Here is a 24,501-nt window from a genome sequence, read left to right as displayed (position 1 = left end):
ACAATGATATCATTGTTCAGCTTTAATTAATAAATTTAATCCATTAATAATCTGTATCGATTAGTTAGGACTAGACAAGGTATATATTTATCGGTAGCAACTACATTGATTTACAATCCTTAGTACCTTTTCAATAAAATAATCTAGCAACTTATGAAAATGAAAAGTATTGTTTTCTTATGCATATTCTTGTTAACTGCAAATTATATTGGGTATGCACAGGCGGGTTCAAATAAAGAAAAAATCACACAGGCATATAGTGAGTATTTCAAACTGCCTAGAGAAGCTATTTTTTTACATCTTAATAAGAGTACGTATATCGCTGGAGAAGAATTATGGTTTAAGGGATATATATATGATTCCCATAAAGGCCTCCCTTTTACCGCTACCACTAATATCCAAGTAAGTCTTTATGACAGTATTGGAGCTAAAATTAAACAGAAAAAATTTATTGCAAACAACGGCTTTACAAAAGGAAACTTCTCTATAGACTCCACATATAAAAGTGGGACTTATTATATTAAAGCAACTACAAATTGGATGCGTAATTTCAAGGAAGACAAATCACATCTTCAAAAAATAACAATCTACAATAAAGAGATTCCTTCAAAGAAAACAATTCCCAAAAGAGAATATGATATCCAGCTTTTACCAGAAGGAGGTCATATTATTGCAAATATTTCTAATACAATTGCTGTAAAAGCTATTGATCAATATGGAAATGGAATCCCTTTTAAAAAAGCTATTTTAAAAGATGAATTTGGTTATGAGCTATTAACCTTTGGAAGCTCCATTTATGGACTAGCTAAGTTTGATTTTGTTCCAAATCCAGCTATAAAATATACTGCCTTATTCATTTTTGAGAATGGAGACGAAACAACTATAGATCTTCCTAAAACCCAAAAAGAAGGAATTATTTTAAGTGTAAAAAAACATAATAAAGAACAAGTCGCTATTACTCTGAAAACAAATGATGCAACGAAGTCTAAAATTCAGAATAAGGTATTTTCAGTATTTATTCATAGAGATGGCCATGGAAAAATGTTTGATGCAAAAATCCCTAACCATATAAATTATGCCATCTTTTTAATGGATATAAAAGAATTTTATAAAGGCATAAACATTATTACGTTATTTGACAAGGAGACTCCTATTTCAGAGCGTTTATTTTTTAATAAAAATATGAATTTATACGATCCATTGGCTTCTATAGAAACCCATCTTACCCATAATCAAGATTCTATAGCGGTTACTTTAAATACTTCTTCTAAGAAAAAAAATGTGAGTATCTCTGTACTTCCCGAAAACACATTAAGTTACAACCATAAAGATAATATTTTAAGCGCCTTATATCTGAAACCTTATCTAAGAGGAAGTATAGAAAACCCATCGTATTATTTTAAAAACTTTAATAAAGACAAAGAAGCCTCACTTGACCTTTTGTTACTCACACAAGGTTGGAGCAAATATTCTTGGCAAGATATTTTTAATAACCCTCCCAAAGAAGATTTCATTTTTAAAAATGGCGAAGTTTTAAAAGGGAGAATGAATGTTCCTTTATCAAAAAGAGAAGAAATATACCTACATCCAGGGTCTAATTTTGAAGGGCAAACAATAGCTGTTAAAAATAACCAGTTCTTATTAAATGGTATTTTCCCAACACAAGGAGATACGCTCAAATTTTCAATCATTACATCTAGAGGAAAACTAAAACCCCCAAAAATGTATATTAAGCAGGATCTTACAGCTCCAGAAATAAAAATTAAAGACACCTATCTCTCTGAAGCGAAAACATCTAATACAGAAAAAAACACTGTAAATCTGCCTTCTTTCTATACGATAAAAGATGCTTTAGAATTAAATGAAGTCGTTTTAACAGGAAAAAAGAAAAGAATATCTGAATCAAATGTCAATATCCCTACATTCATACGTTCTAGAGTCACAGAAGTAGATGAAAACACTGTTGTAAGAGCTAGAAGATTTGCAGATATTATACGAGCTAATGGATATGAAGTAATAGAAGAACTTTCACTTCCTGACAGTAATGATATTGGTCGTGTAAGTATCAGGAGAAGACAACAACAATCTTTTCTTAATCTTAACAATGCATTCCCAATTCCACTGGTCTATCTAGATGGTGTGCAGCTTTTTGACTTTGATTTTGATATCCTTTTAGGTCTAAAAACAGAAGATGTAGAGAGTTTCTATTTTGATAGAACGGGAGCAACTGCAGGGTCACGAGGAGCTGGCGGGGTTATTTATATTAACACTCGAAGAAATAGATCAAGCTTACCTAGTTTTCATAGTCAATATTCTAACAAAAAATCTATTAAAGTATTCAGTTATAATGTTCCTCAAGGGTTTGAAACACCCAAAACGTTTTATAACCCTAAGTATGCGAGTTATGATAATATAGCCTTTGAAAACTTTGGAGTTATCCACTGGGAACCAGATGCTATTACAGACAAAAAAGGAATCTATTCATTTATGATACCACATACAGGAGTAGAAAATGCACTGTTTTTTATAGAAGGAATGAGTGAAGACGGACAACTATTTTCAATTGAAAAGAAAGTACAGATTTCATCAAGTGAGTAAATTATATTGAGGCCAGTCTCGTAGTATCAAACCTTTTGGTTGCGCTCATAAAAATCATCTAATGAATAAACTCTTTAAATCTAAACCTAATTCGCTCCACAAATGCATTATCCTCAGAATGCAGTGCATTTTGCAAAGCACTATTCAACTCTTTTTCTAAACCAAGATATTTTAGAATATCTAATTTAAGTCCCGTAATGTTATGATCAAATGTTGTAAAAATTATTAGATATATTGCTTCGGCAGACGAAACATATTGCAATGCCTTTGTAAGAGACTTTTCTTCTTTTTTAAATTTAAAAAAAGTTTGAGATAATGATAGTTTATAATCTGCGAGTAATTTAGCTTCAAGCATTATATCTTTTTCAAGAACTATATCTAAAGTAGTTATTTCTCTTAGTCCTATTGATTCTAAGTGATCAATCTCTTTACTCGTATAATCAACATATTTTTGTAATACTTCTTCAAAAGAAACACTAGAAACTAGACCTTCTACAATTCCATTCATTTGCATTAATAAACCATATACAATAGTATCTCTATCTGGATTTTCTTGAGATACATTTTTATAATCCTGTTGTAATACAACAAAATAGTCATATAGTACTTTCTCTTGATTTTTAGAAGGAATAATGCTTTGATGTTCAAAGGCAGTACCGCAATAACCACAGGTATAGCTTCCTGGTCTTTTTTCAGAAAAACCACTACTTGCACCACAACTAGGACAAGAAATTTTATACGTTAAAGCATCTTTCATAATATCTTACAAGATACAGATATCTTAGAAAAATATCTACCCCGCTTTAATGTTTCGCTCTCCCTTTGATTATGAACCTGCAGGCAGGCAGGTCTCATAAATTCGCTTTCGCGAAAGCATAAAAAACCCAACTAAAATAAGTTGGGTTCATTATCTTTTTTATTTTATTGATCTTCATATGTAGTAAGTACATCTAAATCTGCTTCATGTTTTTTGAGTTTTTTATCATAGTCTTTATAAATAGCTTTTGAAAAGAACACAATAACCAAGAGCATAATCCCTAACACAATTGCTGAGTGACTTAGTTTTTCTGGAGTTTGAAAAACATCAAATCCTTTTGCCCATTTCAAAAAAGAAAGCCCTGCAACACATAACCAAATAGCAACAATAGACATATCGTATATAGCTGTACGCGAAGTATGTATTCTAAACTTGGCAATCTCCTTTTGCAACTGAATTAAACTCAACTTCCCATAATCTATTTTTTTAAGAACACTATGCTGAAAATAAGAAAATACCATAGCTCCAGAAGCTATTACAAGCATCAATATATAGGGTACAGAATCACTTACAAAATAGATCATACACAAGGATATAACCGCATAGACTAATGCCATATTTTTACCTGCAATCGAAACTTTTAGAAGTGTATCAAAGCCTGTTTTTGCTTTATTAAACTCTAGTGCTTTAATCTTTTCTTCATTGACTTTTACACGTTGTTCTAACGCGTTCATATCTTTCTTCCAAATATTTTTTATATCATCTACATTCATACTATTTAGTTTTTAGAAGACGAAAGCTCTTGCTTCCATCTATTTTTAATACGACTTATTTTAGTCGCAACATTGGTTTTAGTAATCCCTAAGATATCTGCAATCACCTCATAGTCTTTATCTTCTAAATAAAGAAACATTAAGGCTTTGTCAAATTCATTAAGTCCTGCCAACAACTTATGTAACATATCTTGTTCGTAACTTCTTTCACTAGTCTCAGAAGCTGCTGTAAACTCAAGGAGGCCTGTATCTAGTCGTACAGTCTTTCCTTTTGTTTTAAACGTTTTACGATAATGTGAGATCGCTACATTCATTGAGATTCTATACAACCACGTGGTTATTGCATAGGTGTCATTATAGGTGTCTAGAGATTTCCAGATCTGGATTAAAATTTCCTGCTCTAGATCCTTTTTGTCTTCATTGTCGGCACAATACATTGTGATCACTTTATATAAAATGCCTTTATGCTTTTCAATGATATCAATAAATGTTGCTTTCTTACTCAAGCTGTTTTGATGTTGTGGTTTACTCTATTATTCGCAGTAGATTTTAAAAAATCACAAGAAGCTAAAAAAAAATGAGTTTTTTATAGAAATATTGAATTTTGATCCGTTGTTATTAGGTGTTCCTTCCAAGTCAAGGAAGAATTCAATAGGTGTATAGCAACTATTGTTTTTAAAACTCTCAAATAACACACCCCTTACTCCCCTCTTCTTAGAGGGGAAACTGTTATGGAAAAATATTATTATATAGTTTGTGCGTCTGAGTCTTCCCTCCTAAGAAGGCGCTGTGCTGAGCTTGTCGAAGTAAGGGCTAGGGAGGTGTTGAAACATATGATTTCTGAAAACTCTAAAATTACACACCCCTAACCCCTCTTCTTAGAGGGGAAACTGTTATGGAAAAATATTATTATATAGTTTGTGTGTCTGAGTCTTCCCTCCTAGAAAGGAGGGCTAGGGAGGTGTTTTCATTAAGAATAATCCTCAATAGGAGGTAACCCATTTTCTTCAAATCTTACTACATAATCTTCTATAGCTCGATATACATTTTCAAAATCATTCATAATCTGATCATCAGAAAATCGAAGAACACGTATTTCTAATTCATTAAATCGTTTTGTCTTCTTAACATCTTTTTTCCAAACCTCTTGAATCTCATGAGAGTACCCATCACACTCTATCACAAGTTGTAGTTTATTACAGAAAAAGTCTGCTATATATTCATCAATCGGTTTCTGTCTATGAAAATCATATCCATACAATTGTTTTCTTTTCAAACATTGCCACATCTTAATCTCAGATTTTGTCGCATTATTTCTCAATTGGCGAGCAAATTCTGTGAGCTTTGGATTGTATTTTATGATCATAGTTAAATATATACAATTTTACACACCCCTTACTCCCCTCTTCTTAGAGGGGAAACTGTTATGGAAAACCTTCTTGTATAATTTGCGATTGAGTCTTCCCTCCTAAGAAGGCGCTGTGCTGAGCTTGTCGAAGTAAGGGCTAGTGAGGTGTTAATTATATTCTGTTATTCTTAAAATCACACACACCTAACCCCTCTTACTAGAGGGGAACACTTAAATATGAAAAAATAGAAATCCAACAGTTAATTTTCCTATTCCGCTTTCGCGAAAGCGTAATTACATCTTATCTTTGTTATAAATTCAATCTCACGTGAGTAAAACTACACTCTCGCAACACTTTGCACAGTCTCAGCAACTCCTGAAACTGCAGGATGCTATTGCTCAAAATCACCGAAATATACAAGTAAAAGGTCTTATAGGATCCTCGCTATCATATACTATTAGTGCTGTATACGAGCAAATAGAACGCCCCATTCTTCTTATTTTGAATGATAAGGAAGAAGCAGCTTATTACCTGAATGATCTAGAGCAATTACGTAAAGAAGTTAATGTATTATTCTATCCAGGCAGCTACAGAAGGCCCTACCAAATAGAAGAGACCGATAATGCCAATGTACTGTTACGTGCCGAGGTATTGAATCGTATCAATAGCCGAAAGAAATCGGCGCTTATTGTGACCTATCCCGATGCACTATTTGAAAAAGTAGTGACGCGTCGCGAATTAGATAGGCAGACCTTAAAAGTGAGTGTAAATGATAAACTCTCTATCGATTTTATTAATGAGATGCTTTTTGAGTATCACTTTAAACGTGTAGATTTTGTTACAGAACCCGGTGAATTTTCTGTACGTGGTGGTATTGTAGATGTATTTTCATTTAGTCATGATGAGCCGTATCGTATTGAGTTTTTTGGCGATGAGGTAGATAGTATACGCACCTTTGATGTAGAGACACAACTCTCTTCAGAGCAACTCAAGAAAATCTCCATCATGCCTAATGTAGAAAACAAGGCATTAGAAGAAAAAAGAGATACATTTCTTAAATACATTGCTAGTAATACGTTGGTTTTTATTAAAAACCGATCGCTATTTTATGATCGAATTGATAAAAATTTCGCGAAAGCGGAAGAAGCCTTCACAAAATTAGATTCAGAAGTGAAACGTAGCACTCCAAACGAATTATTCTGTGATGGAGCACTTTTAAAATCAGAACTCGAAGGGTTTCAAACGGTAGATAGTAGTACTTCTGTATCTGATGTAAAAATGAATACTCTTGTTGTGTTTAAGCAACAACCACAACCGTCATTTAACAAACAGTTTGATTTACTCATTCAGAATTTAAATGATAATCATACTGCAGGATATAAAAATTATATCTCTTGTGTAAGTGAGCAACAAGCCAAACGTTTTCGAGATATTTTTGAAGATGCACAAACTGATGTTGCCCCTTATGAAACGGTCGTAATTTCCTTGTATCAAGGATTTATAGATGACGATCTTAAAACAGCACTGTATACGGATCATCAGATTTTTGAACGGTATCATAAATTCAACCTTAAAAATGGCTATGCTAAAAAGCAAGCCATCACCCTCAAAGAATTAACCAATCTTAAAGTAGGGGATTACGTAACGCATATTGATCATGGGATTGGGAAGTTTGGTGGACTTCAAAAAATAGACGTTGAAGGTAAAAAACAAGAAGCTATTAAGTTGGTGTATGGGGAGCGTGATATTTTATATCTCAGTATTCATTCATTACATAAAATCACCAAGTTTACTGGGAAAGATGGAAAAGCGCCTCAGATTTATAAACTAGGAAGTCAGGCGTGGAAAAAATTAAAAGCCAAAACAAAATCACGTGTTAAGCATATTGCATTTAATCTCATCAAACTCTACGCAAAACGCAGGTTACAAAAAGGGTTTTCTTTTGGTCCTGATACGCATATGCAACATGAGCTTGAAGCGAGTTTTATATATGAAGACACACCTGATCAAAGTACCGCTACCGAAGCCGTAAAACGCGATATGGAGAGCGAACGCCCTATGGATAGATTGGTATGTGGTGATGTAGGGTTTGGAAAAACAGAAGTTGCCATACGCGCTGCGTTTAAAGCCGTTGATAACGGAAAACAAGTCGCTATCTTAGTGCCTACTACCATTCTTGCATTTCAGCATGCAAAGACATTTAGAGAACGCCTGAAAGATTTTCCTGTGCGTATCGAATACTTGAATCGCTTTAGAACAGCCAAACAAAAACGAGAAGTTTTGGAAGGGCTCACAAGTGGAGCTGTAGATATTGTCATTGGCACCCATCAACTCACCAGTAAAAATGTAAAATTTAGAGACCTAGGACTCCTCGTGATAGATGAAGAGCAAAAATTTGGAGTTGCCGTAAAAGACAAACTCAAAACCATTAGTGAAAACGTAGATACACTCACACTTACAGCGACGCCTATCCCTAGAACTTTACAATTCAGTCTAATGGCAGCGCGTGACTTGAGCACTATTACAACACCACCACCTAATCGTTATCCGATAGAAAGTAGTGTGATTCGATTTTCTGAAGAAGCCATCCGAGATGCGGTAAGCTATGAAATACAACGTGGCGGACAGGTATTCTTTATTCATAATCGTATTGAAAATATCAAAGAAGTTGCAGGACTCATTCAACGTCTTGTGCCTGATGCAAAAGTGGCCGTAGGACACGGACAAATGGAAGGAAAGAAACTCGAAGAACTCATGCTTGCATTTATGACAGGAGAGTTTGATGTATTGGTCTCTACCACCATTGTAGAAAGCGGACTCGATGTCCCAAATGCGAATACGATTTTTATTAATAATGCTAATAATTTTGGTCTTTCAGATCTTCACCAAATGCGAGGTCGTGTAGGAAGAAGTAATAAAAAAGCTTTCTGCTATTTTATCACACCGCCGTATAGTGCCATGACCGAAGATGCCCGTAAACGCATCTCTGCATTAGAACAATTTTCAGTACTCGGTAGTGGGTTTAATATTGCCATGAAAGATCTTGAAATACGCGGTGCAGGTGATTTATTAGGGGGTGAACAAAGTGGATTTATTAATGAAATAGGATTTGATACCTATCAGAAAATCTTAAATGAAGCGATCGAAGAACTCAAGGAAAATGAGTTTAAAGAATTGTATGAGGAGGAGAACGCTTTCGCGAAAGCAGATAAAGACTATGTAAAAGATACCGTCATTGATACCGATTTCAGTTTGCTTTTTCCAGACGACTATATCAATAACATCTCAGAACGCCTGAATCTCTACACCCAATTGAATGAAACCAAAAACGAAACAGAACTTGCTGCTTTTGAAACTATCCTTATAGATCGTTTTGGACCTTTACCAGACGAAGCGAAAGATTTGTTAAATTCTGTTCGCATTAAGTGGATTGCTACCAAGGTAGGTATGGAAAAAGTAGTCATGAAAAACGATAAGTTTATTGGTTTCTTTATATCAGATCAACAATCAGAGTTTTATCAAAGTAATGCCTTTACGAGTGTATTGCAATTTGTTCAGGAATTTGCATATCGTGTTAAATTAGAAGAAAAGAAAACTCGTACGGGATCTCGATTATTACTCAAGTTTGGGGAGGCTACTTCTATTCAAGCAGTACACGAGATATTGAAGCCATTGATGCCTAAAGTAACCGAAACATCTTAATGATACAGCTATGAAAAAACTTATTTTCTATTGCTTTCTCTGTATTTCTTTAGCAACCTATGCGCAACAAAAGTATGAACGTGAGTATAAAATACCAGTTTCTGAAGTTCCTCAAAAAGCATTGGATTTTATAGACAGTTTTGACGTTACAAAAAAAATAAAATGGTATCGAGAGCAAGGGCTTGACAATACCTCTGTAGAAGCAAAGTTTAAATTATTAGGATCAACATATAGTATTGAATTTTCTGATGATGGTGAGCTACAAGATATCGAACGAAAAATACCCTTAAAAGAATTACCAGAATCTATAAAACAAGCGATAGCATTAGATTTGAAAGAAAGATATGATGCGTATGCTATAGAAAAAATACAAGTTCAGTATACGGGAGAGCCAGAATTTCTTCTCATGTGGAGAGGGTTTCATAATTTTCCCGAATATTCTATGGCCACTGCAGTAGCAGGCATTCAATATGGTTATGAAATTATTATACGTGCCAGAACAAAAAACAAAGTACAGTTATTTGAATTTCAGTTTGACAAAAAGGGTCAAAAAATAACACAAAAAGAGATTATTACTAGAGATACAGATATTCTTAAATTTTGAAAAAGTATCACTACATAATTATTATTTGCTTACTGACTTATCTGAATGCACAATCGCAAAGCGTCACAAATGTAGGAACTATTCCAAAACTGAATATCAAAAAGAAATTTGAAAACCTATGGTCTGTCAATCTGGAAATTGCACCACGTGTAGAGCTAGCAGAAGGAAGTTCGTTAACTACTTTAGAAAATTCGACGTTATATACACTTACAGATATTACCACAGTAGTTTCTCGTACTCTGGGTGTAAGTAATAGCATCGGAGCAGGATATTTGACGCGTCTAGAAAAAGATCGAAGTACTTCCCATAGATTTATACAGCAATACGTACTCATAGATTATAAAGGCACACACCGTATTGCACATCGTTTTCGTACTGATCAAACCTTTCGACAAGGAGGTGTACCTACATTTAGGGCGCGGTATCGTATTTCTTCAGATATTGCATTACGAGGTCAAACGATAGATCCCAACGAGTTCTATTTTAAAATCAGTAATGAATACCTAGGAATTCTAAGAGATCAAGAAAATGACATTGAAATACGTTTGACGCCTACCTTAGGTTATAATTTGAAAAACAAAAACAAGATAGAGCTAGGACTCGATTACAGAATAGATTCCTTTATAAATAGCAGTCCTGATCATAGATATTGGATACAAATGGGGTATTACTTTCCATTGTAATGATATCCTAATACGTATGTGTTCGCTTTCGCGAAAGCAAATTTATAAGGCCGGCAGGCAGGTTTACAACTAAAGGGAGAGCGAAGCGTTAAAGCGTATACAACCTAAAAACGAACTGCTATTTTACCTCTTAGATAAAAAGGTGTTCCTGGCGTAAAATGAATTTCTTCTACAGAATTAGCTTCATTAAACAATCTACTTTCTGTGGCAAATTGAGTTTCATTCCACTCGATATCAAATAGGTTTTCTACAATAAGGCTATACGTCCAGTTTTTACGGGTATAACTCAGATTCATATCGGTTACAAAATAACCATCTGCTATAATAGAATTATCTTCATTGGCTGCACGATCATCTACAAAACGATAGGTAAGTGATCCTGAAAAAGGACCTAGATTATTAACTGTAAGACCTCCTACTGCTGTAAAATCAGGTGCTAATGGTATTAAATCGGCTCCATCTGATTCATCAGTGCTTCTCGCATAGGTATAATTAATATCTGAATATGCATACAACCAATCTGTCACTTGATAACGCGCACCTAATTCGATTCCAAATCTGCGAGATCTCCCACTCGGTTCTACAATACCTGCATCTCCAACATATACAAACTCTTGATCTAAAAACAAACTCCACGCAGCTGCATTTACCACAAAGCGATCAAAGGGTTTTATTACAGTTCCTATATCTATTCCATAGGCAGCAGGTAAGATATCTTCTCCTTGATTTGCAACGACAACTCTAGCGTCATTCGAGTGAAATCCTATACCTGATTTAAAAAATAATTGCATCTCTTGATTTGCAGTATATACAACATTAAATTTGGGACTTACTGCCACCTTGCTTTCACTTTGTCTGTCAAATTGTTCGCTTAACTTATTCTCATAATCAAACCTGAAATAATCTACTCGAAGCGACGGATTGAATTTCCATTTACCCATCTTAAGTTCGGTGTTTAAAAAACCATAAGAATTAACCTCATCTACATCTCCAAATGAAATTCTGTCTAAAGTTGTTACCCTATTAAGGGTTTTTGAAAGTTCTACATCGTTTACGTCATCATATCGAAATCCTATTCCTGCTTGATATTCAAATGCAACCACATCTGAAAGAGCTATGTTTTTTCGTTCATACGTCGTATTTGCTCCTAGAAGTATGCGATCTTCTTTTTGACGAATCTGATCTCCGTTTTCTGAATCTTCTAAGAAAAAAGTAAAGTTAGAATACAACTCAAAATCATAATGACTTATATACGCATTAGTACGTAACGTACTATTATCTGTCATAAACTTGGTGTGATTTAGTGCCAAATTGGTACGACTGGTATTTCCTCCTTCAGTATCATCTATTGCTCCAAAACGACTAATTAATCCTTGCTCAACAGCTCTCACAGGAATTTGTCCTGAAGCATCCCATTTACTTTGAAAGTGAGATGCTGTAAGCTCTAATATTTGATTACCATAGTCTTCATAACGATATTTTCCTATAAGATTAATACGATTAAAATTTTGTGGAGATACAACAGGCCCATCTGTAAGATATAACTCTGAACCTATATACCCTGTGCTTTTTTGATTGTTTAATACTGGAAAAAGCCCAACAAATCTTGAGGTATTAAATTGACCCACTTCTGCAGCAACATATGTATTTTCTACTGCATCCAAAAGTTTTAAATTCACAAAGCCAGCAGTATTAAAATTACCTTTATCTGCATAATAAGGTCCTTTTCCAAAGTCTATATTTTTAATGGTTTCGGGAATGACAAAATGTAAATCTGCATATCCTTGTCCATGTGCGTGAGAAGGCATATTTACAGGCATTCCATCTACACTTATAGCAACGTCAGTTCCATGATCTACATCAAAACCTCTTAAAAAAATCTGTTCTGCTTTTCCTCCTCCTGCATGCTGACCAATAATAAGTCCTGGTACTTTACTTAAAATCTCTTGAGATGATTTTACAGGATTTGTTTGTACATCTACGGCTGCAATACGACTTAATATATCTATTTCTGAAGTAAGTTCTATTTGATCTAATGATATACTTGAAGCTTCCATATATACGGTAATAGATGTTTCAAAATCTCTCTGAGAAGTAACAACCATACGGGTTGTATAGCCTAATCTAGAAAAGTAAATAGAATCTCCTGCTGTTGTTTTAGGAAGCACAAAACTTCCATCACTATCACTGTGACTATGCTGTCCTGTATTTTTATTAAAAATACCTACATAATCAATAGGCGTTTGTTTTCCTTGTTGATGTAATACGGTTCCTTTTAAACGTTGTCCGTATACTGTTACGGTAAGGCATAAGCATACCAAACTCATAAAAATTCTCATAGTTGTATTTTGATATATTCAGAAAAACCTACGAGTAAAATGATAACTCGGTTTTCTAAATTCGTTTTTTATGAGAATATATTTTTATAAAAGATATTATTATAGGTTAAAAACCTATCTATCAGCAAACAGAAGCATATAGATAAGCATCAAAAAAGGCTTCCTGTAGTAGAAAGCCTTATTGATTGATTTGGATTTGTTAGAAAACCCTCTTATTCTACGATAGGTGTTACCGTATATCCTGCTTTACGTAATAAATTAATCACGCCTTGATCTCCTCCTAAGTGTCCAGCACCTACCCCATAAAACACTTTTTGGTCTTTAGAAATCGTTCCTATTTTCCCTATCCAATCTATATTACGGTCGTCCAATAACGCTTTTTGTAACGCAGGGTCCATTTCAAAAGTTTCATTCATTGCACTATATAAGCCTTGAATATCTTCTTTTTTATACTTAGAAATCATATCATCAAACATAGTTGCTACTTTTTCTTCATCTTCTAGATACTCTATTACTTGATCAATTTGCTCATCATATGGCTGTACTTCAAAAACACCTATTTGAAATTCTGGGGTTTCTAATCCAATAACTTCTTTTTGAGCTGCTTTTGTACGTGCAATAATCTCGGTTTCATAACTCTTTGTTTGCTTGCCCATCATTGAAATTGTAATCATAGAAGATACTGTAAAAGGCTTAAATGTGTTAAAGGCAGCCATCCCAACACCCATATGTTCTGTTAAATACGTATCCAAAATCTTATACTCTTCTTCATCCATATAAGAACTTAACTTCTTACCATCTTCTAATTGCGCAAGTTTTTGCATACTTACCATCATTTGTGGATCATCCATATCAAGTTCTAAGACCGTAATTTCTGTATCTTTAATTGCCTTGTCTACTTTATCTTTAAATTCAAAATCCTCCTCAGGTATCAGGTGAAAAGTCCCGAATACATACGATGGTTTAATTCCATTTCCTTCTACTTTCCATAATAAACTTGATTCCTCTTGAGCGACTAAAGAAAATGTACTAAGGATTAATGCAACAAAGGCTTTAAATGTGTTTTTCATATATCTTTTATTTTTTTGAACTAACTATTTATATATGGTATTATAAGTATCAATAGTTTCAAAATTGTTACACAAGTAGTAAAAAAGCCTATTAATATGGAAAGATCGATTAATTATCATTTTCTCCATCTCCCGCTACACCACAGAGACCATTACATGCTCTAATATTGAAAAACCCACACCCATCATTATCTGCCTCACACGATGCTCCTTCACAATCAGCTCCTGGTCCAAAACACCAATCATCTCTTTTATTACATTCACAATCTTCATCGTCTCCTTCAATAAAATCTGGTCCCGGAGATACCACTCTTGAATTAATAACAAAAAAACTTTCAAAAGCTAAATCTTTAGAAAAAGTCACTTTTGCTCTAGTGATCCAAGTTTCAAGTTTCTTATATTTTTCTAGATTACCTCTACTCTCATCATCATAAATTTCTGGAGATATAAGTTCTATCGCTTCCTCTATCATTTGTAGTTGTTCCTTATTAAAAGAATTAGAGGTAAGAAGTTTATTTAATTTTCGTTGCCAAACCAATGCTTTCCCATTATTTGAAAGCACAATAAAATTAGATTTCTCGTCAGGTTCTGTTCCACTTTCTATAATTTCAATTAATTTTAAATCAACTGTTTCTTCTATAGAAGTAATTGCATCATCGTCAGAATTTTGACAAGAATTTAAAATAAGTAAACTAACAAAGCACATTAAAAATATTTTTTTCATAATTATATGATTTTGGTTAAAATTTTTGAGAAAACTACATAACCAAAAACCATATTACTAGTGTCAATATGTAAATGCAACTATTAACTTCATATGCGTTACTGAGAAACTCAAAAGCGCCTTTTTAATTTAAAATTCGATAATTCTGTCATATTATGCTAGTGTCAAAATACCTTCAAACACCTTACTATCACTACAATTACGGGTAAATGACGGGTGAAATTCAATCTAAAAAGTGAAACAATTATTGAAGCCTGCGTACTATTGTACTATGAAACTTCTTGTATATTGAGGCGCACATCGTACAAGGCTAATTTATTATGATGAAACAACCAGAATTAGGGCGTAAAATACTAGCATTACGCCAACAAAAAGGATTTACCCAAGAAGAACTTGTAGAACAATGTAATATCAGTGTACGCACTATTCAACGCATAGAAGCTGGAGAAGTATCTCCTAGAGTATATACTATAAAAACCATCTTGTCTGCATTAGATAGAGATCTAGACGATTTACAACAAGATTCTGTATTTGAAACAAAAGTAAAAGAAGTAATGCTTCTAGAAATAGATTCTTCTAAAGACGTCTCATTTATCTTTAAACAATTACATATAGGTTGGATTGCTGGAATACTAAGCATGATCGCTCTTGTTTTTGAAGCTATCGATGATTGGTATTATGTAATTAATTACTCGTATTATTTTGGCAAATCATACACCATCATATTAGGAGTTATATCTATTATCCTTTTTTCTTTGTATATGAGATCTTTTGTACTCATAGGAAATTTGTTTAAAAACACTTTTCTAAAGTTAACGGCGATTCTATTTATTGTTATAAATGCAATTGCTGCTACATTTGGACTTATAGATTTAGACTTTACTATTCTTCCCATGGAAGGATATGGTATTTTATATTGTGTACTCATGGGTATCATGTATCTTTTCTTTGGTTTTGCTTTGTATAAGCTCAAAGGCATTGGACAATTACCTATTGCCGCAGGAATTATGCAAATTATTATAGGAGCGATGTTACTTAGTATTTTTTTAGCTATTGTAGCTGGACCTGCAAGTATTCTAGTACAAGGAGTGAATGTGGCTATTATTCTAAAAGTTATAGAAACTATTAAGTCACAAATTAAGGAATAGAGATATTCTAAGTATAAGGTAGTATTGTAAACGTATTAGAATATATAAGCCGAGGGAAATATACATAACCCTCGGCTAAGAACCATCAGTTTTTTCGTACTCAATTTTATCTCACTAAAACAAATATGATCATTACATGATGATTTTACTTGCAATGTTATAGCTCTAGTATCAATTAACTAGATAAACGTCACTTCTCAAAATCATTTTTCGCCAGCAATGTAGTCGTTATTTTTTATTTATTCATACACAACTACAATAATTTTTATAAACGTCTTGTTTTACATATTAGTATACGAATCTTAAAATAGTTGTTATTACCGCTTTATAAATCTCTTAGTCACGACTGTTTCTTCTGCATTAATTTTAATCAAATAGACCCCTTTACCCCAGGTACTTGTCATTAATGTGGTTAGTAATTCTCCTTCTTGAATAACTCCTACTACAGTTTCTATTAGCTGCCCAGATGTATTATAGACATTGAGTTCATAGTTTTGAGCGTTTATAAGTGTTCCTTTAATGGTTATAGAATCGTTTTGCATATTTGGAAATAGCTGTATGGAGGTGTCCGCTTTCGCGAAAGCGTTTACACTCAAACTCACATTTTCAATAATACGTAAGTTAGCACTACCTGCATCAGATATGTATATACGATCATTTGTAGTATCTCCTAAAATCCCATTTGGAAAATTAAACGTTGCCGTATCTATATCACCATCTGTATTACCAAGTGTACTCCCTGCAAATAAGAATACTCCTCCAGTCTCAGGATCGATTCTATAAATACGATGCTCACCTATTTGGGTGCCGTATAGAAAACCTCCTTTTGAAGTAAGAAATCCTAATACGTTATTTTGAGCAGCACCTGCCGGTAATTGAGCAATCTCAGTCAAGGTCTCATCACTTTCCAATCTAAATATCTTCCTATCGTTATAATTAGAAATATACGTTTGGTCTCCAATAAAGGCTATTCCTGAAGGTCCATTAAGAGGCGCTCCTTGGATTATAATTCCAGTTTCATTATCGTCTGGATCTAAGTAATTAAGACTACTCTGATTATAAGAAACCCATAATAAATTATCATCCTGAATATTATACTTTATTCCTGTAGGATTGTTAAGCCCTGTTACAGTATCTAGTAAACTTCCATCTGTATGATAAATATGTATGGTGCCTCCGCCAGCTTCACATATATAAATACGATCATCATCTGTGACTCCTATACCGTTTGGATTTGTAAATCCTGTTGCAAAAGTGGTCACATTTCCTGTAGTAAATTCATATTTAAAGACTTCATTTCCTTGAAAATTGGAACAATACACATCTCCATTTGATGTAATTCCAAATCCATCATAAAAGGATCCTTCTGTAACAGTAGTAACTGTTTGGGCTTGAGATAGCACACAGAATAATGTAAGACATAAGGTAGTAATTGTTTTCATAACTTTTCGGTTTTTAGATTGATGAAGTTCAAATTAAAAACCAAAAACTCAATCGCGCGACAGTATGGGTACACATAGACGCTTTTACGCTACTCTTTTACTTTTTATATACTCACTAGGGGTTTGGGAAGTCACTTGTTTAAAGGCTTTATTAAATGTTGACTTTGAGTTAAACCCAGCATCAAAAGCAATGGCTAGTAATGTTTGTTTACGATGCAATCCCCGATCAATATTTTCTAATATATCTTGTACACGATACGTATTAATGTAGTCATAAAAAGATTTTTGATATATCTGATTTAGTAACCATGAAAGGTTATTAGAAGTTGTATTTATTTTTTCTGCAAGTACCTTAAGAGATAAATCTGGTGTTTTATAAATCTCTTCCTCTTGAAGAAAGAATTTCAATCGTTTTTGTAATCGTTGAATTTCATCTGGTTTAAGTCTTGCTTTTTCTTCTTTAATCTTAGGACGCCATGGAATTCTAAAAATTTCTGGTTGACGCAAACTATAATATCCAATAACATAAATAAACAATGGAATAGAAATCCATACTAGTTCATAATTAAAAATGGTGTAAATCTCTTTAATTCTAAAAACCCCACTTAAAAAACTAACCACCCATAATAGTGTACATAAGGATACTGCTCCTAATAAATACAACGCATAACGACGTATCGCTAGTACGTAGGAAACCTGATGTTTCATAATATTTTTATGCTTCTGAAATAATCTAATAGAAGCAATAGTATATACGATAAAGCTTATAACACCTATTAATTCTGCAAAAAACCAGAAATAAGGTAAAAACTGTATTTCCTTAATAAAAGCTGTAACATTTTCTGGAGCTAAATACACACCTATTGTTATACAAATATGTATGCAGGCAATCAAATAGTGCCAAAAAGAAAGTTTAAAAGCAGGTGTTTCCTGAAAAAGAAGACGTCGTATATAGCAATATATAAGAGGCCCAAATAAAAAAATAGTCACATCTACCAATCCAGCTACATATCCTACCCATGGGGCATCTATTCTAAAGGCTACAACACGACCAAAAAGCATCACCACAGCAATTCCGATGGTAATAGAAAGAATATCATTTGCTACTTTATTACGATTATCAATAAGACGTAAGGTGACCGCCAAAAAAATTCCTTGACTCACCCCTAAGAAAAGAATAACATCGAGTAATGTAAATGACATTGCTATATCGTTTTATTAATTATTGTTTTTTATAAGATCGAAAGCAAATGCTTTTACAACATCTTCTTTTGACATCCAGTCTTCTAATGATATCGTCACTGGATAATCAGGAATGGTGCCTCTTCCAATATTTTTAGTTGGATCTACTGCATTTATATACTTATTGAGAGGAACTGTAATGATTAATCCTCCTCCTATAATTACTTGTGGCATGAGTCCACTGGTGTTTCCTTGATATCCTCCAGCACTTTCTTCTCCTATAACTTTAGCCTTTTTATTATCAGATAGTATCGCAATAACATCAGCTGCAGATGACATACAAAATCCATTAGTAAGCAGATAGGTGTTGCCTTTATAGTGATGTTTTGCAGGTTTTTGAGGTTTGTAGTACTTAAATTCTTTGGTTAACAATGCACCTTTCCATAAGTAGGTAGAATCTTTTTTTTCTGGCTTGCTATAAAATATTTTGGCTGCCCCTTTGCTTACATCGTTTGCAATACTTTCTGTGACCTCTATGCGATCCCAATATCTAAATTCTGAATCAAAAAAATAAGAAGTAAGTAAGGCAGCATAACTATCGGTTCCTCCAGTATTATACCGTAAATCGATAATAAGGTTTTCTACACCCTGTTCCTTCAATGTCTTAAAAGCATCTTTTATAAAACCTTTAAAGTTTTGCCCATTACTTTTAATTAATGACTTTGCAAATGTTTGAATCTTCAAGATCCCAACTCCATCTTTAATTTCAAAAGAAAGTTGTTCTTTATGTATTGCTGCAAATTTTTCATATGAAGGGAAAACTTCAGGAGTAATACCCTTTATTTTATATTCCTGCGCTTTGTTTTCTGATACAATTTTGACCGTAAATGTATCTGTCATTTCAATTATACTCTGATACCAAAACGGAAATCTCAAGTTGAGTGCTAATATCTTTTCAGTTTGATTATATCCATCTGAAGGAATTGCCTTAACCAATGTTTCTATAATAGGTCCAATGGGTTTTCCATTAATAGAAAGGAGTTCTCCTTTTATAGGAATAGATCTATTTTCAGAGTGATTTTTTGTAATAAATACTCTTCTGTTTTCATCTATAAAAATTTCTACTGGAATATGGGTTTTTGTTTTTGCCATTGCATCTTCATAGGCCACTGGAAGTACAATGTTTGTGTGTAAACATCCTATTTGAGCAATCAATGGTTTTACTTTTCTATAAAAATCAAGTGTATTGAGTGAATCGGTAACTGTTTGTAATGTCGAATCAATAATCACATCAAAACGCTCTTTTGGTGTATACCAATAAAACCCAGGATGTCCTCCTTCCATACCTTCTAGTAAGTCTCTCGTCCATTTTTTGATACTATCCTGATGGTATTTTTTTTCAAAATTTACGTCTACACTTTCTTGAGAAAAAAGAGGTTGTATACATAAATTACAAATCATAAATAGAAGTAGTCTGGTATGCATATAATTCGATTGAACATTTAGAATTGGAAAAGTAAGTAATCAAAGATAACGCGCCTTTATGCTTAACAAAACTATAAGGCTGTATTAACAGAATTATAGGTCTGTCTGGGTACACTCATACGCTATATACCCTATGAGTATACATGTATACGCTACTGCCTACCGGCAGGCAGGTTCGCGAAAGCATATAACCATCAATTACTTTCTCAAAATAGACACACCTATTTTAAACGTCTGATTATTGTTTAATAAATAAAAGCTGTCCTACATGATCTCCATCACAGTCATTACCTGTAAAATCAATAATAAAGTTTCCGTTTGCATCTATCATACCATTTCCAGAAAAGCTTCCTTCACAATCTACAATAGTGTCTATAAATGAGAAAGAAGTAATCGTATCGCCATCTAGATTTATAATCATGGTACCATCATTTGCATTTGTACTACAGCAAGACGTGAAGTTTGAAGTTGCAAAAAACTGAGCGTCTATTCTATTAGGATTTGCTGCACTAACCACAAACTTTGCTGAAATTGCAAAATCTGTATAGGTTATTGAAGGTGTTACAGAATTCCAGGTTCCTCGATAATCCCCAGTAAATGATTCTTCTACGGGGTCTTCTTCCATTTGTTGTGGTTCATTGTTATTATCATCTGAGCTACAGCTACAGATAAACAAGCATAGGCATAACATCCATGCGTAAAGTGTTAAGTGTGTTTTCATTTTTTGATTGTTTAGTTTATTAACATAGACTAACTAAACAAATATTTTGGCTAAGGTGTGCCCTTTGAGAACTCTAAAGATACTTATTTACTATCAAACCTGCATTATGTAATAGATTTTCTATTACATAATGCAGGTTAAAAATGATAGAATGCATCTTCAAAGTGTTTTAATTCTTCTTGTTGTGCATTTTTAAGAATGGCTATAATATCAAAACGTACCTCAACATCAAGATCGTTTGAGATCACGTATTCGTTGGTAGCTTTTACAATATTCTTGATCTTTCCTTGCGTAACAAAACTTTGAGGATCTCCAAAAAACTCTGAATTTCTAGTTTTAACTTCTATGATGACAAGTGTGTCTTTATCCTTCTGACATATAATGTCTAGTTCAGCTTTATTATAAAACCAATTGCGTTCTAAGATGGTATATCCCTGTTTTATGAGGTATAACGTAGCATACTCTTCCCCCCATTCACCAAGTTCGTTGTGTGTCATTTAATAAAATTCATTTCAATTTCCACGAAGGCGGAAATCTTCTGGTTATCATTCTTTCTTCATCTTAGGTTGTCCATTCACTTTAAATTCGAAAATATCAGGTCGTGCATAGTGACCTATGGTATCAAAGTCTAGTTTACTTCGTGTGATTTCAGTAAGATTAATAGTTGCGGTAAGCGCGCCTGCTTTGTCAAATAAAGGACCTGCAAGTACTTGACCATTTGGAGCTACAATGACACTTCCGCCACGGCACATTATCTCTGGCTCATCTACAGCGAGTGCTTGGTGTTTTTCTGAGTACATTGATTTGGTGAAAAACTGATTACACCCTAGCACAAAACAACGTCCTTCCAACGCAATATGTTGCATGGTTGCAGTCCAATTATCTCGTGAGTCGGCTGTAGGTGCTATATAGATTTCTACACCTTTTTTATACATCGCCATTCGAGCTTCAGGCATATAATTTTCCCAGCAAATGAGTCCGCCGAGTTTCCCAATATCAGTATGAAAAGTAACCAATCCTTCGCCTCCTGCTTCTCCCCAAATAATACGCTCAAATCCTGTGGGTTTAATCTTACGATGCACCCCTAATAATCCTACTTTAGGAGAGATATACAGCATACTACAATAGAGTGTTCCATTGATGGCTTTTCGTTCAGTTACACCCAAAACGAGATACACATTTTGTGCGGCGGCGAGTTGTTCCATACGAGGGAGATCATCACTCTCTAGATCAAAACTGTTCTCATAATACTCGGCATACAGATCTCTTCCTTCTTCAGTACGGCTTCCTACTTTGGTGCCAAACATAAATCCACGAGGATAGCCTGGCACAAACGATTCTGGGAATACAATAAGCTCACTTCCCGTGGCTGCATGTTTCTGGGTGAGTTGCTCTACTTTTTGAAGGGTAGCTTCTTTATCAAAAAATACAGGACTGTCCTGAATAAGGGTTACCTTAACTTTCATATGTCAACGTACAATTAGTTTTGGTTACTTCTAGCGCTACAGTAGCTCCCATGATCAAGGCTCTATTATCATCTACATGACCTGCTGGAAAATCAAAAGCTACTGGGTAATCACATTCTCCTATCGCATCAATTACAATCTCCTGAGCAGTTTTTCCAAAAGGAATACGATTATCATGCATTTTAGTCATTCCTCCTACAATGAGTCCTGCCAAATTATCGAGCATTTTATTGCGTTTCAAATTCATCACCATACGGTCTATATGATACAGATATTCATCCAGATCTTCTATAAATAATACTTTTCCTTCGGTATCTAATGCAGAGTTGCTTCCACACATAGAATAGAGCATGGATAAGTTTCCACCTACTAGTTTTCCATTGGCAGCTCCTTTTCTATTCAACTTGTGAGAGGTCTCATATATAATATCAGGCTGCTCTCCAAAAAGGGCTTTTTTTAAAGACGCTTTCGCGAAAGCGGTATTATCCTCCACACTTACAGGCATAGTGCCGTGAATGGTTTTAAAACCAATCTTATGGATATGATTGTGAAATACCGTCACATCCGAATAGCCTACAATCCACTTAGGATATTTTACAAATTTGTAAAAATCAATCTGATCTATAATGCGTACAGAGCCATACCCGCCACGTGCACACCAAATGGCTTTAATTTCTGGATTATCAAGCATTTCTTGAAAATCCTGAGCCCGTTCATAATCGGTGCCTGCATATTGATGATCTGAAGCACCAATGGTTTTTCCAATCACAGGTACGAGTCCCCAATCTTTAATAAGTTGAAGTCCCTCTTCAAGTTCTTCTAAAGAGATTTTACGTGCCGTTGCGACGATCGCTATACGATCTCCCTTTTTAAGAAATGGCGGTGTTATCACTATATTTCTATTTTAGAAATACAAGGTACTATATTTATCAATATCTGAATAACCAAAAATCGCCAATACTCATAAATGAATACCAACGATTTAAAAAGAGACAACATATACATTTACCAATTTCTTACCTCTATCTGAGGAACTAACATTGTTTTTAAAGTGGTTTCATAGTTATCGTATAGAAGTACCCCCATTTTTGTTTTTCATCAAAGTTTACAAATCCATAGCCTTTCGCAGATCTAGTATTAGGACGTGAAGAATCATATAACCAGAATGTATGTGTAGAGTTTGCTAAACGTTTACGCCCATCCGGACCATCTGCATAACCTGAAAGCGGCTTATCACCTGTAAGAAATCGAGTAATTTCTTGTAAATCAATTGTATCTGCTTGATACGTATCTAAGGCATTATTCACCTTTCTGTATTCGTTGTATTTGAATTGTAGATTAAGCACTTCTGCTTCTACAAGTTTATCCTTATAGATGAGTACAGGGATTTCAATTTCCGTATTTGTATAGTCTTTAGATTGTCCTTCACTCAATAAAATATTCTGAGTACTGAGTAACAAATGAGTATCTATTTTATTAATAGGGCTGTCAAAAATTTTAGCAGCTATATTTACTTTTCCTTTTTCTGATTTTCCCACACCATTGGATTTGTATAATTTTAAGGTTTGTAATTTTACAACCATCTTGGCATACCTAGATTTTTTAGAACCATTCCAACTTCCCCAATCTCTTTCTTCAAATTTCCCTTTAAAAGCAACACCGTTAAATTCCATTTGAAAAGGTTTCAAATTTGTATTGCCATCATTAGAATACGTGCCTTTTAAAATCTTTGTTCTTGGATCATACTTACCGTAAACAAACCCTTTTGCTCCATAGGTTCCCGCCATCATACCATGTTCATTTTGTATAAATTGTATCTCCCCATAAGTAGTTTCCCATATCCCTTCATATTTCTCAAAAGAGCATGTTCTTACTGCTTGCCCAGACCAATCTCCACCTAACGGATCTCCTTTCCAAGCCCATTTTCCTGTAAATTTACTTCCGTTTTTTGTCCACTTAAAATCTCCTAATTTATTATCGTTAAAAAAGATTCCTTCTACTGTGTTTCCATTAACAGTATGAACTATTACATGTCCTTTATCTGCATAGGTTCCTACAATTACATTCCTTTTTTGGACAAGCTTAACTTCTCCAAAGTTTGTTGTATAGATTCCTCCCCATTCTGTAGCATTTGCTGTCGTAAAAAGGAATAAAAAAGTGAGTGCTGTGAATAGTGCCTTCATAAATATGTTTTTTATGTGTTACTCTTATTTGAGTCCACTCTTTATGAAACATTTTTAAAAAAGGTTAACATCTCATCATTAAAAAACAATACTATTCTTTTTTTGATGATGATAAACAAGGTATCAGATTTGAGATCTCTTTAATAGAAATTAAGAGGTACTTTAGATGTGTAATTATGTTTGCTTTTTACGCTTTCGCGAAAGCATATACAACCCTATTAAAAAAGGTTAAGCAATGACATCATTCATTCATAAACATCCAAATCTGCAATCTC

General features: G+C 33.9%; 20 protein-coding genes. 5 read left to right on the top strand and 15 right to left on the bottom strand.

What is annotated here, in order from left to right; all coding sequences use genetic code 11:
- Nucleotides 1–159 precede the first annotated feature (159 nt).
- Nucleotides 160–2,598, top strand: a complete 2,439-nt coding sequence (locus Q1A01_RS11040; RefSeq protein WP_299680331.1) for a hypothetical protein — start codon at nt 160–162, stop codon at nt 2,596–2,598.
- Between the two features lie 58 nt (nt 2,599–2,656).
- Here Q1A01_RS11040 and Q1A01_RS11035 read toward each other — a convergent pair whose 3' ends face one another.
- The 4 genes from Q1A01_RS11035 to Q1A01_RS11020 form a co-directional block, all read right to left on the bottom strand.
- Nucleotides 2,657–3,355 (bottom strand): hypothetical protein, encoded by a 699-nt coding sequence (locus Q1A01_RS11035; protein WP_299680328.1) that lies wholly within the window; start codon nt 3,353–3,355, stop codon nt 2,657–2,659.
- A 164-nt stretch (nt 3,356–3,519) separates the two neighbouring features.
- Nucleotides 3,520–4,128, bottom strand: coding sequence for a hypothetical protein (locus Q1A01_RS11030; RefSeq protein ID WP_299680325.1), 609 nt, complete (start codon nt 4,126–4,128; stop codon nt 3,520–3,522).
- Nucleotides 4,129–4,133: 5 nt separating this feature from the next.
- A complete protein-coding gene (locus Q1A01_RS11025; protein WP_299680322.1) occupies nt 4,134–4,634 on the bottom strand; it encodes a sigma-70 family RNA polymerase sigma factor in 501 nt (166 codons plus the stop codon).
- Nucleotides 4,635–5,098: 464 nt separating this feature from the next.
- A complete protein-coding gene (locus Q1A01_RS11020; protein WP_299680319.1) occupies nt 5,099–5,494 on the bottom strand; it encodes an endonuclease domain-containing protein in 396 nt (131 codons plus the stop codon).
- Between the two features lie 310 nt (nt 5,495–5,804).
- Between Q1A01_RS11020 and mfd the strand changes: the two genes are divergently transcribed.
- From mfd to Q1A01_RS11005, 3 genes are read left to right on the top strand one after another with little or no spacing between them, the layout of a single operon-like run.
- A complete protein-coding gene (gene mfd / locus Q1A01_RS11015) occupies nt 5,805–9,179 on the top strand; it encodes a transcription-repair coupling factor (protein ID WP_299680316.1) in 3,375 nt (1,124 codons plus the stop codon).
- A 10-nt stretch (nt 9,180–9,189) separates the two neighbouring features.
- Complete coding sequence (locus Q1A01_RS11010) at nt 9,190–9,783, top strand: hypothetical protein (protein WP_299680313.1); 594 nt, start codon at nt 9,190–9,192, stop codon at nt 9,781–9,783.
- Nucleotides 9,780–10,466: a DUF2490 domain-containing protein gene (locus tag Q1A01_RS11005; protein ID WP_299680311.1), complete on the top strand. Its 687-nt coding sequence runs from the start codon at nt 9,780–9,782 to the stop codon at nt 10,464–10,466. The genes Q1A01_RS11010 and Q1A01_RS11005 overlap by 4 nt, the downstream gene beginning before the upstream one ends.
- A 104-nt stretch (nt 10,467–10,570) precedes the next feature.
- Here Q1A01_RS11005 and Q1A01_RS11000 read toward each other — a convergent pair whose 3' ends face one another.
- From Q1A01_RS11000 to Q1A01_RS10990, 3 genes are all read right to left on the bottom strand, one after another.
- Nucleotides 10,571–12,805: a TonB-dependent receptor plug domain-containing protein gene (locus Q1A01_RS11000; protein WP_299680309.1), complete on the bottom strand. Its 2,235-nt coding sequence runs from the start codon at nt 12,803–12,805 to the stop codon at nt 10,571–10,573.
- A 212-nt stretch (nt 12,806–13,017) separates the two neighbouring features.
- The gene (locus tag Q1A01_RS10995) at nt 13,018–13,875 is read right to left on the bottom strand and encodes a TraB/GumN family protein (RefSeq protein ID WP_299680307.1); all 858 of its coding nucleotides are present in this window, start codon (nt 13,873–13,875) and stop codon (nt 13,018–13,020) included.
- Nucleotides 13,876–13,984: 109 nt separating this feature from the next.
- Nucleotides 13,985–14,599, bottom strand: coding sequence for a bacteriocin fulvocin C-related protein (locus Q1A01_RS10990; protein ID WP_299680305.1), 615 nt, complete (start codon nt 14,597–14,599; stop codon nt 13,985–13,987).
- Between the two features lie 320 nt (nt 14,600–14,919).
- Here Q1A01_RS10990 and Q1A01_RS10985 point away from each other — a divergent pair, with 320 nt between their 5' ends.
- A complete protein-coding gene (locus Q1A01_RS10985; RefSeq protein WP_299680302.1) occupies nt 14,920–15,747 on the top strand; it encodes a helix-turn-helix domain-containing protein in 828 nt (275 codons plus the stop codon).
- A 317-nt stretch (nt 15,748–16,064) separates the two neighbouring features.
- Here Q1A01_RS10985 and Q1A01_RS10980 read toward each other — a convergent pair whose 3' ends face one another.
- The 8 genes from Q1A01_RS10980 to Q1A01_RS10945 form a co-directional block, all read right to left on the bottom strand.
- Nucleotides 16,065–17,189: a T9SS type A sorting domain-containing protein gene (locus tag Q1A01_RS10980; RefSeq protein ID WP_299680299.1), complete on the bottom strand. Its 1,125-nt coding sequence runs from the start codon at nt 17,187–17,189 to the stop codon at nt 16,065–16,067.
- Between the two features lie 84 nt (nt 17,190–17,273).
- Nucleotides 17,274–18,392, bottom strand: a complete 1,119-nt coding sequence (locus tag Q1A01_RS10975; RefSeq protein WP_299680296.1) for a helix-turn-helix transcriptional regulator — start codon at nt 18,390–18,392, stop codon at nt 17,274–17,276.
- Nucleotides 18,393–18,407: 15 nt separating this feature from the next.
- Complete coding sequence (locus Q1A01_RS10970) at nt 18,408–19,856, bottom strand: S41 family peptidase (protein ID WP_299680293.1); 1,449 nt, start codon at nt 19,854–19,856, stop codon at nt 18,408–18,410.
- 238 nt (nt 19,857–20,094) lie between these two features.
- Complete coding sequence (locus Q1A01_RS10965) at nt 20,095–20,577, bottom strand: hypothetical protein (RefSeq protein ID WP_299680290.1); 483 nt, start codon at nt 20,575–20,577, stop codon at nt 20,095–20,097.
- 137 nt (nt 20,578–20,714) lie between these two features.
- Nucleotides 20,715–21,074: a YraN family protein gene (locus Q1A01_RS10960; RefSeq protein WP_299680288.1), complete on the bottom strand. Its 360-nt coding sequence runs from the start codon at nt 21,072–21,074 to the stop codon at nt 20,715–20,717.
- A 48-nt stretch (nt 21,075–21,122) separates the two neighbouring features.
- Entirely contained in the window at nt 21,123–22,043 is a 921-nt protein-coding gene (locus Q1A01_RS10955) for a carbon-nitrogen hydrolase family protein (RefSeq protein WP_299680285.1), read from the bottom strand.
- Nucleotides 22,033–22,935, bottom strand: coding sequence for an LD-carboxypeptidase (locus Q1A01_RS10950; RefSeq protein WP_299680282.1), 903 nt, complete (start codon nt 22,933–22,935; stop codon nt 22,033–22,035). The genes Q1A01_RS10955 and Q1A01_RS10950 overlap by 11 nt, the downstream gene beginning before the upstream one ends.
- Before the next feature lie 154 nt (nt 22,936–23,089).
- Nucleotides 23,090–24,226: a hypothetical protein gene (locus Q1A01_RS10945; RefSeq protein WP_299680279.1), complete on the bottom strand. Its 1,137-nt coding sequence runs from the start codon at nt 24,224–24,226 to the stop codon at nt 23,090–23,092.
- Nucleotides 24,227–24,501: the final 275 nt, after the last annotated feature.

Origin of the sequence: uncultured Dokdonia sp. (genome assembly GCF_947492815.1) — a bacterium.
Lineage (GTDB): Bacteria > Bacteroidota > Bacteroidia > Flavobacteriales > Flavobacteriaceae > Dokdonia.
Note: the sequence above shows the minus strand (reverse complement) of the source record. Positions and strands in the feature narration are given on the sequence as shown.

Coding starts and splice junctions, on each gene's coding strand:
- Q1A01_RS11040 (WP_299680331.1), top strand. CDS start 160: ATGAAAAGTATTGTTTTCTTATGCATATTCTTGTTAACTGCAAATTAT.
- Q1A01_RS11035 (WP_299680328.1), bottom strand. CDS start 3,355: ATGAAAGATGCTTTAACGTATAAAATTTCTTGTCCTAGTTGTGGTGCA.
- Q1A01_RS11030 (WP_299680325.1), bottom strand. CDS start 4,128: ATGAATGTAGATGATATAAAAAATATTTGGAAGAAAGATATGAACGCG.
- Q1A01_RS11020 (WP_299680319.1), bottom strand. CDS start 5,494: ATGATCATAAAATACAATCCAAAGCTCACAGAATTTGCTCGCCAATTG.
- Q1A01_RS11010 (WP_299680313.1), top strand. CDS start 9,190: ATGAAAAAACTTATTTTCTATTGCTTTCTCTGTATTTCTTTAGCAACC.
- Q1A01_RS11000 (WP_299680309.1), bottom strand. CDS start 12,805: ATGAGAATTTTTATGAGTTTGGTATGCTTATGCCTTACCGTAACAGTA.
- Q1A01_RS10995 (WP_299680307.1), bottom strand. CDS start 13,875: ATGAAAAACACATTTAAAGCCTTTGTTGCATTAATCCTTAGTACATTT.
- Q1A01_RS10990 (WP_299680305.1), bottom strand. CDS start 14,599: ATGAAAAAAATATTTTTAATGTGCTTTGTTAGTTTACTTATTTTAAAT.
- Q1A01_RS10985 (WP_299680302.1), top strand. CDS start 14,920: ATGATGAAACAACCAGAATTAGGGCGTAAAATACTAGCATTACGCCAA.
- Q1A01_RS10980 (WP_299680299.1), bottom strand. CDS start 17,189: ATGAAAACAATTACTACCTTATGTCTTACATTATTCTGTGTGCTATCT.
- Q1A01_RS10975 (WP_299680296.1), bottom strand. CDS start 18,392: ATGTCATTTACATTACTCGATGTTATTCTTTTCTTAGGGGTGAGTCAA.
- Q1A01_RS10970 (WP_299680293.1), bottom strand. CDS start 19,856: ATGCATACCAGACTACTTCTATTTATGATTTGTAATTTATGTATACAA.
- Q1A01_RS10965 (WP_299680290.1), bottom strand. CDS start 20,577: ATGAAAACACACTTAACACTTTACGCATGGATGTTATGCCTATGCTTG.
- Q1A01_RS10960 (WP_299680288.1), bottom strand. CDS start 21,074: ATGACACACAACGAACTTGGTGAATGGGGGGAAGAGTATGCTACGTTA.
- Q1A01_RS10955 (WP_299680285.1), bottom strand. CDS start 22,043: ATGAAAGTTAAGGTAACCCTTATTCAGGACAGTCCTGTATTTTTTGAT.
- Q1A01_RS10945 (WP_299680279.1), bottom strand. CDS start 24,226: ATGAAGGCACTATTCACAGCACTCACTTTTTTATTCCTTTTTACGACA.